The organism is Microbacterium sp. (assembly GCF_047606385.1).
Taxonomy (GTDB): domain Bacteria; phylum Actinomycetota; class Actinomycetes; order Actinomycetales; family Microbacteriaceae; genus Microbacterium.
On the sequence record NZ_JASGEL010000029.1, the window covers coordinates 21,304 to 33,805 of the forward strand.

The window sequence follows — 12,502 nt, forward strand, 5'->3', positions numbered from 1 at the left end:
CACCATCACGGTCGCGATGGATGCGGCCCACCCGCAACGCTTCGCGGCCTCGAGCCCTGACCCCGGATCACTTGCGCCTCTCGCGCAGGCATGAAAGAGAGCCCGCCGTGAACACCACCGACGCCCCTGCGTTGCTGGACGTGGAGTCGCTGTCCATCCGCTACGGCGGTGTCGTGGCGATTCCCGACCTCAGCTTCTCGATACCAGAGGGCTCGGTGGTAGGACTGATCGGACCCAACGGCGCCGGCAAGACGTCCTTGGTCGACGGTCTCAGCGGCGCGCACCGCCCCAGCTCCGGGACGGTTCGGCTGCGTGGCCGCGACATCACCGGGGAGCCACCGCACACTCTCGCTCGGCGCGGACTGACACGCACCTTCCAGTCGGCCGAACTCTTCGACGACCTCACGGTTCTCGAGAATCTGAAAGTCGCCGCTGAAAAACTGTCCGTCCGGCGGGCGCTCGCACAGATCTTCCCCCGCCGGACACGCGGCGGACAAGAGAACGTCGAGTGGGCGGCCGAGGTCGCCGAGATCAGCCACCTGCTCGACCGGATGCCGTCGCAGCTCACCCATGGTCAGCGCAAGTTGGTCGGAGTGGCGCGGGCTCTCGCGTCGCGGCCCTCGCTGTTGCTCCTCGACGAGCCGGCAGCCGGTTTGGACACGACCGAGACCAAGGAACTGGGCCGGCAACTGCGCACGTTGCCGACGTCGGGGACATCGTTGCTGCTGATCGATCACGACATGAGTCTCGTCCTCGAGATCTGCGACCTGGTGCTCGTCATCGACTTCGGAGAGCTGATCGCCCAGGGCACACCGGCGCAGATCCGCCTCGACCAGCACGTCATCGACGCCTACCTCGGCCAGGAGACGACGGTCGAAGCGCGACCCTGAGCGTCGAACGCCGTGCGGTCCGGCGGCATCGGCATCACAGCAGCGACGCCGGCATCGCCCCCCGTCGCCGCCCTTCGGGCAACGGCTGCCCTTACACCGAAGAGTCAGCTGGCCGGCGCGAAGCCGCCGTAACCACCCCGGAAGAACACGAGCGGCTGCCCGATCGTCGTAGCTTCCAGGTCGATGACATCGGCGACGACGATCACGTGGTCGCCGCCGTCGAGTTCAGCATGGACACGACAGTCCACCCACGCAATGGCGTCGCGCAGAGCCGGCTGACCGTGCCGCTCGATGAGGTCGACGCCGGCGAAGCGCTCGGCGTTGCGCACGGAGAACTGCCGGCTCATCTGCTCGTGATGACGAGCCATGATGTTGATGCAGAACCCGCCTGCTGTGCGTATCTGCGGCCAGGTCGTGGACGATCGCGCGGGACAGAACAGCACAAGCGGCGGGTCCAGCGAAAGTGATGTCACGGAGTTCGCCGCCATGCCGACCGGGCCGTCGGTGCTACGCGCGGTGACCACGGTGACGCCGGTCGGCAGGTGCCCGAGAACTCCTCGAAAGACCGCTTGGTCGATGCGTTCGCTCATGACCCCGGTACCACGCTCCTCAGGAATGTTCGACCGCTCCGCGCGGGTACAGCCGGCTCTCCGGCAGCACCGGCTCGCGCTTCTTCTGCACGTCGACCGCGAGCAGCGTGCCGCAGCCAGGACAGGAGAACTCACGGAGGACGACCTCATCGGAGACGAAGCGGTTGTGAGGGTTCGCCGCCCGCGCCGGGATCTCACGCATCGCGCCTGCAGCCTTGTAGTCCTCATCGCCGTTGCCCAGGTGCTCACCGCACTGGGTGCAGCGCAGTTCCAGCCGGTCGTCCGCGCCGACCTGCTCAACCACCTCCGTGAGCAGACGGGCATCCGCCGACGATTCCCGCGTTTCGCGAGCCCGCAGCGAATCCGCGGATACTCCCAGGCGGCGTGCACGCAACGCATCGCGCTGCCCGACGGTGGCGTCAGCGTCCACGTGCACATGAGCAGCCTCTTCCGAGCCGCCCTCGACGACCACCACCCCGTAGGTCTCACGTGCCTGGACGACACTCACCAGTCCCATGCGGATGTCGTGCAGGACCCGCTGCGGATCGCGACGAAGCGGGTCACCGTAGCCCGCGCCGCCGGAGGTCGAGCCGAAGATGATGTCACCCTCGGACACCATCGTCTGCGCCTTCGCCGGAAGCACCTCCACGGTCGCGCTGCTGAGTTCGTCGAGCGTCTGCGGCAGGCTGCCGCTGTCGAACCGCTCGGCGATATCGCTTCCGCGAGCGATGACGATGTGCGAAGCGGCGCCCGGGCTGCCGCCGGCGAGACCACGGCCGCCGGGTGCGCTGAACGACGAGGAGAGCGTCTGCATGATGACCGGCCCTTGCACGCCCCGGGCGGTGACCGCGAACTCGACAGGGACGCCGCCACGGAATCGGCCGGGACCGCCTCCGTCCTGAAGCTGCCGACGGTAGAGGTAGAGGATCCGCGAGGTGCTCTCGATCGTCTCCACGTTGCCCATCGTGCAGGCCATCGAGTGGAACACGCCGCCGCTGTCGACGCCGTCGTCGAAAGTCCTGGCCCCGCCGCCACCACCGTGACCCTCCATCAGGTGGACGAAGAAGGTCTCGCCGGTCAGGTCCTTCCCGATCAGCTGGCCGCCGGCTCCGACGGGGGCCCAGGTCGCCTGGGCCTCCGAGCGCAGCGTCGGCTCGCTGAGCAGCATCTTGGCGCACGCGTCGGCGACCACGTCCTGCGTGGACTGGATCGCCATCAGCGTGGCCATGCTGGTCGGGGCGGTGTCGAATGCCGCGTTGAGGGTGCCCTTCTCGGCGTCGATGGTGAACAGGCCCCGCAGCGCTCCGGTGCTCCAGGGCAGGTCGAAGCACAGGTAGGTGAACAGCACGCCGACGATGGCGGTCTCCGCGCCGAACTGACGGCAGTTGATGGGACCAGCCGCCTGCGGCGAGGTGCCGGCGGTGTCGAAGACGATGCTCGCGCCCCGTTTCACGACGCGACACCGCAGCGGGAACAGGTCGGCCGTGACGGTGTCGTGATCATGGTAGGACTGCGCAGACCACTCGCCGTCGGGGATCGCCCGGAGGCGCTCGCTGACGATGCGATGCACGTAGCTGATCATCTCCTCCTGCGCCTCCAGGAAGGTCTCCACGCCGTAATGCCCGACCAGGTCGTCGATCCTGTTCCGGGTGCTGAGCAGGGCCGCGAGCCGCGCGTGCATGTTGACCGCATTCGACTCGGGCATCCGGCTGTTGCGCAGGTAGGCGGCGAAGATGTCCGTGCGCAGCTCGTAGTTCTCGGCGAACTTGACCGCGGGGAACAGCGGCGCCTCACCCCAGCGGTCGCGTGCACCGAAGACGAAGCTACCGGGAACCGGGCTGCCGACGTCGTTGTCGTGCATGGTGATCCCGGCCCACGCCACGAGCCGGTCATCGAAGAAGATGGGCATGGCCACGATGGCGTCATTGGCGTGCAGCGCGCCGTCGGCAGGGTCGTTGGTGAAGAACATGTCTCCGGCCCTGATGCCCGCCGGTGCCCATGCCGCGAGAATCCGGCGGACGAAATAGTCGACCGTGGGCCCCTGATGGAGGATGTAGACACCCGTGATCAGCCCTCGCCCATCCGGGGTCGTGAGCGCGGCATTGAAGTCCCGGGCTTCGTAGACGACAGGCGAACCCGACAGGCGGGCGGCCATCAGACCCTGCTCGTCGTTGATCGCCCAGAGTCGGTGGCGAATGACCTCGAACGTCACGGCATCCATCAGTGCACCTCTGCAATCTCGTGTTCCACGTGGGCGGCCGCCGTCGACTGGACGGCCAGGTGGATGATCAAGCGGTCGTCCACATCGGCAGAGCCGCGCGGCGGGATGATGACGCTGTCGCCCATCCGCTCGATCACCGCCGGTCCTTCGATGTGATGGCCCGGGCGTAGCGCCGCGCCCGCATAGATCGGGGTGGTCGCGCCGCCGTACTGGTCGAAGTGCACCGAGCGCGCGCCGATCGGATCAAGGTCTTCGCCCCCGACCTGGGCTTGACGGGGCGGCAGGGGATCGATCGCACGACTCGCAGTGAGCCGGATGTAGGCGATCTCGACACCGCCCCCGGGGATCACCGCTCCGCGACCGAACTGCTCGCGGTACCTCAGAAGGAAGCGCTCCTCCAGATATGCCTCGAACCCCTCGGTCGTCGGATCGAGCTCGACCGTCACGGGCAGGGTGTGAATCTGACTGCGGAAACGCGCCCCCACCTGCACAGTGCGCTCGGCCTGCCCCGATTCGGCGTCACCCCCCGTCAGCCGGGACGCCGCAGCCTCGCTGAGCTGGGTGATGTGGGCGGCGAGCGCTGCCCTGCCCTCCGGACCGAGCGGCAACCCGACCCGGTGCGAGGCCTCGATCGTGTGCGTGTAGTCGCAGGACAACATGCCCTCTGCCGAGAACACTGTCGAATCCGGCGGCACGAGGATGGAGCGCACACCGATGTCCCCTCCGTAGAACGCAGCGTGCGACGGCCCGGAGCCGCCATAGGCGACGAGCGTGCAGTTGCGCGGGTCGTGGCCCATCTCGATGGTCGACTTGCGTACCAGGTCGGCCATCTGCGAGTTGACGATCCTCGAGATGCCGATGGCGACCTCTTCCGCCGTCATTCCCAAGCCGGAGCCCAACCGCTCCAGGGCAGCGTAGGCGAGATCCCGCCGGAGCTTCATGCGACCGCCGACGAAGCTGTCCGGGTCGATATAGCCCAGCACGAGGTCGGCATCGGTCACCGTCGGCTGGTCGCCGCCGCGCCCGTAGCACGCGGGCCCGGGGTTGGAGGTCGCGCTCTGGGGACCCACGCGGAGCAGGCCCCCGGAGTCGATCCAGGCGATCGAACCACCCCCGGAGCCGATCGACTGGACGAGCACTTTCGGCAGACGCAGGGCGAATTGGCCGACCACGGGCTCCGGGTCCAGCGGCAGCTCGCCGTTGAGCACCAAGCCGACGTCGAAGGAGGTGCCGCCAACATCGGTGCAGATCAGGTTCGGCTCGCCCAGCGACTCGCCGAGCGCCCGGCTGCCGAGGATGCCACCAGTGGGGCCGGAGTCGAGCGTGACGATCGGCTTGCGAATCGCATCCGCGACCGACGTCAGACCTCCACTGGCCTGCATGATGAGCAGTTCCTCCTCATAGCCGTGCTCGCGCAGGCGCTGCTCCAGCCGCTCGAGGTAGCTGGCCACCCGCGGACCCACGTAGGCACTGACCGCCGTGGTCGCCGTCCGCTCGTACTCCCCGAGCGTCGGCGAGGTCTCGTGAGACAGCGCGACGTGCACCTGCGGGTGGGTCGCACGGATGTGACCGGCGAGCCACTCCTCATGCACGGGGTTCACGAACGACCACAGCAGTGCGATCGCGATCGACTCGACGCCCTCCGCCACCAGTTCGGCGATGGCGGCCGACGCTGCCTCCTCGTCCAGTGCGACGACGATCTCGCCGTCGCGGTCGATCCGTTCGACGATGCCTCGCGTCAGCGCCCGGGGGATAATCGGCTCCGGTTTGCGCAACCGCGAGGCATGGATGAACTCCCGCTCGTTGAGCCCGGCCACCTTCGACTGGATCTTGCCGATCACCAGAGAGTCCTCGTGCCCCGACGTCGTGAGCAGACCGGTCCGTGCGCCGCGCCGCACGAGCAGCGCGTTCGTGGCCTGGGTCGTGCCGTGGACGAAGAGCCCGACGCGACCCAGGAGGTCGTCGAGACCCATCGAGCGGGTCTCCGCATTGGCCTCGAGAGCTGCAAGCACACCCTCATCGAGGGACTCCGGAGTGGTCAGTGCCTTCGAGATCGTCCGTCGCCCCGCCTCGTCGACCACGACGCAGTCGGTGAAGGTGCCGCCGATATCGACCGCGACTCGCCACCGTTCAAGAGTGCTCATGTTCCTGCTCACTTTCCCTCGACGATGGCGCGCCCGATGAGCTCATCGGTGCTGGCCGGGGCGGCGATGGCCTCGACCCTGGGCATGACTTCTTCGGCGTAGAGCCGGATGGACCGGTCGAAGGCGCGACGGCGCTCCTCGGTGTACACGCCCACGTTGAACGACATGATCGCGTTGCCGACACCCAGTTCGGCGAGTCGGCTCAGCTCGGCCACGACAGTGTCCGGCGACCCGAAGAGGCAGCGGGTCCGGAGGTCGTGCTCGAAGTCCTTCGTGAAGGGCTTGAACCCCCCGCCGACGCCGTCGGCCGCCCGCGCCTGGATCCGGGTGCGCTGCTCCAGCCTGTCCATGGCTTCGACGTGGCTGGTGAGAGCATCCCGCATCAGGCGCTCGGCTTCGGCGTCCGTATCGGCCACGAAGACCGCGTTATAGGTGTAGGAGGTCCAAGCCATGCACGTGCGCTGAATGTCCGCGTCGTGACCCGCAGCGGCCAGCGACTCACCGTAGTGGCGCAGCCGCCCGACGAAGTTGTCCAGACCGTCGAATGCGGGGATGAATACCGGCCAGCCCTGCTCCGCGGCCCGCGCGATGCTCTCCTCGCGCATCCCCACCCCGACCAGTCGGGGACGAGGCTGCGAGAAGGGGCGCGGGTGGATCCGTTCGTAAATCGTGCCGCGGTAGTACGTGGTCTCGAACTCGTACGGCGGGTCGTCCGCCTTCTTCTCCCAGAGACGCTCGGCCACCTCGAAGAACTCGCGCAGTCCCGAGCTCTGGACGTCTGCCCACTTCAGACCGAAGCCGGCCATGGCCTCGATCTCAATGCCGCTGCCGATGCCGAGCAACAGCCGCCCACGGGTGTAGTGGTCGAGGAGGTTGATCCGCTCGACCACGTTGGCCGGATGGAAGAAGGCGGCAGCGAGGATCGCAAAGCCGAGATACGCCTGCTTCAGCTGCGGTGCGAGATACGCGGCACTCATCATCGGGTCGGCACTCGCGGGTAGGTAGCCATTGAAGTGCTTCTCGGGAAACAGGATTGCCGAGAACCCCAGCTCGTCGGCCAGCAGCGACTGCTCAGCCGTCATCTCGATCACCGCGTGATCGTCTTCCTCACTCCACGCGAACGTTCCATTCACGAACGACGTACGCATCAGTCAGCCCTCCTCGAATGGCAGCGTTTCGCATACCATTATATGATTTACATACGATATAGAACAATGCCCACAGATGGTTTAATTGCCGACAATCTGCAACATGGGCGTCTACTTTCGCCCGGATAGTCCCAACAGCGCCGCCCCGGTGACATCCGTGATGGTGTGCACCTCGCTTTCCGTCAGGTAGGCCGACCTCTGCAGGTACTCGAGCGCCTCGAGGGGCGGCCGGATTCGGGGAGCGTCGCTGCCGAAGATCAGCTGGTCGACGCCGAAGGCCTCCTTCGCCGCCAGGATGGCGAGCGGCTCTTCACAGACGCTGGTGTCATACCAGAACGACCTGCGCAGGTGCGACAGGATCCCGCCGAGCTCCTCGTAACGGTCCCGATAGAACCGCCAGAAGCCCTTGTCGACCCGGTGGGCGAGGAAGGCAAGCGACCCGCCCAGGGTGGCGAGCACGAACTTGATCTTGGGATAGCGCGTGGTCACCCCGGTGATGACCAGACGGGTCGCGCAGATCGCCAGTTCGGCCGGGCTGCCGAAGTCGGCATCGAGGTGGAAGTCTCCCCCACCCACCCCGATGGCGTTCTCGCTGCCCGGGTGCAGGTAGACGACGGCCTCCCGGCGGTTGAGCTCCTCCCAGATGGGGTCCATGAACGGAGCGTCGATCGGTTCACCGATCACGGAGCAGCCCAGGTTGATTCCGACGAAGCCGAGCTCGTCATAGCAGCGGGCGAGCTCCTGCAGGGACTCATCCACATGCGGCAATGGCAGGCAGCCGAAGGCCTCGAACCGACCCGGGAAGGAGCGGACGGCCTCGTGGTAGAGGTCGTTGGCATAGCGCGCCGCGTCAACCGCCATCTCACGAGGACGGAAATAGGGCTGGGTCGCGCTGACACTGAGAACCTCGACATCCACCCCTGCTGCGTCGAGGGTCTCGATCCGGGCCTCGAGCGTCGGGTCATCGAGCGAGCCGCCCCGGGGGACCCGCGCGAAGAAGGTACCCTCTTGCTCGTACGCACCCAGTCGCTCGTAGTAGCTCCAGAACGCCGGCGGGTTGTAGTGGCTGTGGACATCGACTCTCATCGGTACTTCCCTTCCATGATTTTTGTCTTCGATGTGAAGTTGCGAGACAGCACCGACACCTTGGCGGCGAGCGCGCGGAACCCGCGCTGCGCATCGGTCGCGATCCCGTCGGGGTTGGCCACGGCGGTCGCCATCATCGCCAGACCCGCGATCACGGGCTGGTAGGTCCCGAAGTCGAAGAACTGACTGAGAACGGTCGGCATCAGACCGTTCGAGGCCAGGATCAGACCGGCCAGGAGCGCGCCGAAGATGCGGCCCACGCCACCGATGTAGGCGATGGAGAGGATCGTCAACGAGGTGAACGTGCTGAACGACTGGGCGTTGATCGTGGCCTGCTGATAACCGAGCAGCGCGCCGCCGACTCCGGCCACGAAGGCCGCAATCGCGAATCCGAGGAGCTTAGTGCGGACGACGTTGATGCCGGCAGCGGCAGCGGCGCGTTCGTTCGAGCGCACCGCGAGGAATCTCCGCCCGATCGGGCCATTGCGCAGAAGTGCGAGTCCGAGTCCGACGAGCACCACGATCACGAGGACGAGCAGCCCGAACACGAGCGTGTTCCCGTTCTCCGAGATACCGAGGTCCACGCCGAAGATCTCCGGGCTGGGCACTGTGCGACCGGTGTACCCACCGCTGAACCAGCTGGCATTGAACACGAGCGAGTCCAGCGCCGCGGCCATTGCGAGGGTGACGATCGCGAACTGGACCCCTCGCACCCGGAGTGCGGGCAGGCCGATGACCAGCCCGAGCACGGTCGCGCACAACGCCGACAGCAGGAACCCGAAGGGGAAACCGATCCCGAGATCCTGCGCGAAGTGACTGAGCATGAAGGCGCTGACTCCAGACAGCGAGCTCTGCGCCAACGAGATCTGTCCGAGATAGCCGGCCACCACCACGACCGAGAAGCACAGGCACGCTGTGATCAGGGTGGAGATCAGCGCGGAACGGTATAGCGGCGCGAGCATGATCAGCGCAACCCCTCCGATGGCCAGCGCCAGGCCAGCAGTCGCGAACGGCCGCCGGGGCCGACCGACCGACGGGCCGCGAAGTTGCACCACCCCGCCTCGCGACGGTAGTCGCTTAGCGAACACGACGACGGCGACGATGATCACCAGGAAGGACGCGGTGTCCTGCAGGCCGGTCTGCGGGAGCCATGACCACATCGCCTGGAAGTTGGTGAGCTCCGACTCGAACATGCCGAGGGCGAGCCCAGCGACCACGGTGACGGTGAACGAAGAAAAGCGGGCCAGCAGTGTGATACCCAGGGCTGGCACGATGAACAGGGTGTAGGTCCCGGGGTTCAGGGTAGTGATCGGGAGAATGAGGATGCCGGCGAGGGCCGCCAGCACGGTCGAGATCACCCAGTTCCAGGCGCTGATCCGGTTCGGTGACCAGCCGAGCAGAGCGGCGCCGCGCTCGTTCTCGGCCACCGCTGTGGTCGCCAGCCCGAACCGCGTGACACGGTAGACGACCGCCAGGACAACCGCGATGATGATCACGATGGCAGCCAGCCACAGTCGGTCGGTGGGCACCGGGATGCCGGCCAACACCAGCGGACTACTGGGGAACATCGACGCAGAGGCCACCGAGAAGGTCCCGAAGTTCACCACTGCGGTCGCTTGCAGATAGAGCAGAACGCCGACCGAGGCGCCGACCCGCGCGAGGGCCGAGGCGTTGCGCAACGGCCGGTAGAGCGCCACGTAGAACAGCAGTCCGAGAAGCCCGCTGTAGACCAGAGCCAGGGCAAGCGCGACCAGCTGGGGCATGCCCTGCGACGGGCCGACGCTGATCTCGTGCGGGAGCAGCACCCAGGGAAGCTCCAGCACGCCCCGGGTCTGCAGCCCCACATAGACATAGGCGCAGAACATCGCGACCGCGGCGTGGCCGAAGTCGACCACACCACTGCTGCGGTACTTGAGCACGAGCCCAAGACCGAGGAGGGTGTAGACGGCTCCGGCCCCGATGCCAAGGACCAGGAAGAGGGCGAACTGGCTCACGGAGCGGAGGACCCGATCAACGCACCCGCGTTGTAACCGGAAGCCACGACCGTCGGCTGCCCGTCCTTGATCTGGTTGACGTACATGTTGGCATTGCAGATGGACGGCAGGCTCGGCACCGCCGTGCCGTCACAGGTGTACGGATCGGCGAGGAAGTTGGTATGGTCCGACCCGGATTTCAGCACCTGGAGGATGTTCGCCGAGGTGAGCTGGTCGATCGGCGTGTCATGGAACTCCGTCCACAGGTTCATGATCGTGTTCATCGCCTGCAGCGCTGCAGTGTCGATGATCATGTCGGGGTCGCCGAACGTGTCGATGATCGCACGCGCCAGCGCGGCATCATCCGTGTCGCCGTTGTAGAGCTGGTAGGGCTCGATGAAGTACATGCCCTCGGCGGCGCCGTTCGTCGCCGACAGCACGCTCGGGGCCGAGCAGGTGTCGATCGACAAGACAGGTTTCGTGTTACCGAGGCTCTTGAGGCTGTTCAGCAGGGTGACGCACGCTGCGGGGGCCTCGAGGATGATCGCATCCGGGTTGTAGGCCAGGGCGCTCGCAACCGTCGGCGAGACATCGGACTGTGTGGCCGACAGGGTGAAGACCTGGTCCTCTCCACCTCCCGCAGCAATGGCGGGCTCGATCAGGCTCTGGACCGTGTAGACGGCCTGACTGTCGTCGAAGACGATGATGGCGACCTTCTTGGCGCCGAGCTCCTCCGTCGCGTACGTGCCCAGGTCTGAGTTGTCCGTCTGCGACATGTCGTTGAAGATGACCGAGCTGTCGCTGCTGGCCTCGACGGGCGTCAGGTTCGCCCCGCCGATGTAGGCCAGGTTCGCTCGGGCGTAGATGGGGAGCGCGGATGCGGCAGCCGTGTCGGCGCCCCCGATCACCGCGACGGGATCGGCGGCGACGATCTTGTCGGCACATGCGGCGCTCGTGGCCGGCTGTCCGTCGGTGGCGCAGTCGATGAGGGAGATTGGATGGCCGTCCAGGCCGCCGCGATACGCGTTGAGGTAGTCGATCGTTGCCTGCGCCGCCTGCGCGAGCTCGGGGAAGTTGACGTTGGCGTTGGTCTCGAGATTGACCATGCCGAAGGTGACCGGGGTGCCCGTCGCGGCATTCGGTGTACCCAGAGCGTCTTCGTCGCTCGAGGCCTGCGAACTTCCGCCGGATCCCGACGATGCGTCGCCGCTGCAGGCGGACAGCGTCAGTGCCGACGCGCAGAGGAAGGCTGCGACAGCGAATTTGACATGAGAAGTCATGTGCGCTCCATCTCCATTGGTGTGAGGCACCGGCGGTAAGTCTTGGCCGCCGACGATGGATGTGATCCAACTTTTGCAACGTACACGAGATGGCGATACGGATGCAATACTGAGATCTGCCGACAGATTTGGCTGTCGCCAATCTCGAATTCTTTCAACGCCGTCCGCCACCTGTCGGCAGATCGGAGTTTTGCCGCCAGATTGGGTGGCTGGTATCATGCGCCTATGAATAGCAGCGCCGACAGTGACAGCAGCGACGCCGTGGCCACCGTACACAAGCTGCTGCGCGACCAGATCCTGTCCGGTGGGCTCGCGCCCGGCAAGCGGGTGGCTCAGGCCGAGCTCGCGCGGGAGATGGGCGTCGGACGCACTCCCCTGCGCGAGGCGTTCCGCATGCTGCAGAGCGAGGGTCTGATCTCTGCCGAGCCCAACCGCAGCGTGCGAGTAACCGAATTGTCGACCTCGGATCTGGAAGAGCTCTACGCCTCTCGGGTCGCGCTGGAACTTATGGCAGCGCGCATCACCCTTCCGCGGCTCAGCATCACCGAGGTCGCCGAACTGCAGGGTTATCTCGCGCAGATCGACCATCTCGTGCAGCTCGGAGATGTCGGCGTCGCACTGTGCGACGTTCCTCATCGCGCATTCCACCTGGGGGTCATCAAGCATGCGGGGCCCCGGATCACCGGAATGATCTCGGAGCTCTTCGACTTGACCGAGCGTTACCGGCACAGCCATCACGGCGGCGGTCCGGACGACATCCGTCAGCGGCGGGCCGAGCATCAGGCGATCATGGCCGCCGTGATCCGCGGTGATGCGGTGGAGCTTGCCATCGCCCTGGCAAGGCACCACGTCGGCGCAGCGCTGCTGATCACCTCAACGCTCGGCGGTGACACCCGGCTGGCGAAGCTGCGCATCGCCGTGCAGAGCATCGCCCCCGAGGCCCTGGCCGAGTTCGACACCTTGATCGCGGAGGCGGCCTAGGACGTGGAGGTCCGGTGTCGCCGGACACTCAGCGACTTCCTGCCGGGCCGCATCGGTACGGCCCGCGCCCGTCCGCACGACGTCCGCGCGACACGCCGCGTCGACCCGCACCCGGGCCGGTGGGTCGCCCGCGCGTCGTGCGGACGGCATCACCCGGCCCCGACCGCGCCGGTCGCGCCGCCCGCCTCA

At 66.7% G+C, this 12,502-nt stretch carries 9 protein-coding genes; 2 read left to right on the forward strand and 7 right to left on the reverse strand.

The genetic code is table 11. The features are described from left to right. Positions 1-107 precede the first annotated feature (107 nt). Positions 108-890 carry an ABC transporter ATP-binding protein gene (locus tag QM626_RS02980; RefSeq protein ID WP_415073814.1) on the forward strand — a complete coding sequence of 261 codons (783 nt, stop codon included), beginning with the start codon at positions 108-110 and terminating at the stop codon, positions 888-890. Between the two features lie 104 nt (positions 891-994). Here the strand turns inward: QM626_RS02980 and QM626_RS02985 are convergent, their stop codons facing one another. From QM626_RS02985 to QM626_RS03015, 7 genes are all read right to left on the reverse strand, one after another. Further along, positions 995-1,480, reverse strand: a complete 486-nt coding sequence (locus tag QM626_RS02985; RefSeq protein WP_415073816.1) for a flavin reductase family protein — start codon at positions 1,478-1,480, stop codon at positions 995-997. A gap of 19 nt (positions 1,481-1,499) precedes the next feature. Next, complete coding sequence (locus QM626_RS02990; protein ID WP_415073818.1) at positions 1,500-3,701, reverse strand: hydantoinase B/oxoprolinase family protein; 2,202 nt, start codon at positions 3,699-3,701, stop codon at positions 1,500-1,502. Continuing rightward, complete coding sequence (locus QM626_RS02995; RefSeq protein WP_415073820.1) at positions 3,701-5,845, reverse strand: hydantoinase/oxoprolinase family protein; 2,145 nt, start codon at positions 5,843-5,845, stop codon at positions 3,701-3,703. Before QM626_RS02995 ends, QM626_RS02990 begins: the two co-directional genes overlap by 1 nt. Before the next feature lie 8 nt (positions 5,846-5,853). Beyond that, complete coding sequence (locus QM626_RS03000) at positions 5,854-6,993, reverse strand: LLM class flavin-dependent oxidoreductase (protein WP_415073822.1); 1,140 nt, start codon at positions 6,991-6,993, stop codon at positions 5,854-5,856. A 111-nt stretch (positions 6,994-7,104) separates the two neighbouring features. Further along, positions 7,105-8,079, reverse strand: a complete 975-nt coding sequence (locus QM626_RS03005; RefSeq protein WP_415073824.1) for an amidohydrolase family protein — start codon at positions 8,077-8,079, stop codon at positions 7,105-7,107. Beyond that, positions 8,076-10,073: an ABC transporter permease gene (locus QM626_RS03010; protein ID WP_415073826.1), complete on the reverse strand. Its 1,998-nt coding sequence runs from the start codon at positions 10,071-10,073 to the stop codon at positions 8,076-8,078. The genes QM626_RS03005 and QM626_RS03010 overlap by 4 nt, the downstream gene beginning before the upstream one ends. Beyond that, complete coding sequence (locus tag QM626_RS03015; protein ID WP_415073828.1) at positions 10,070-11,362, reverse strand: ABC transporter substrate-binding protein; 1,293 nt, start codon at positions 11,360-11,362, stop codon at positions 10,070-10,072. Before QM626_RS03015 ends, QM626_RS03010 begins: the two co-directional genes overlap by 4 nt. A 195-nt stretch (positions 11,363-11,557) precedes the next feature. Between QM626_RS03015 and QM626_RS03020 the strand changes: the two genes are divergently transcribed. Beyond that, positions 11,558-12,313: a GntR family transcriptional regulator gene (locus QM626_RS03020; RefSeq protein ID WP_415073830.1), complete on the forward strand. Its 756-nt coding sequence runs from the start codon at positions 11,558-11,560 to the stop codon at positions 12,311-12,313. Positions 12,314-12,502: the final 189 nt, after the last annotated feature.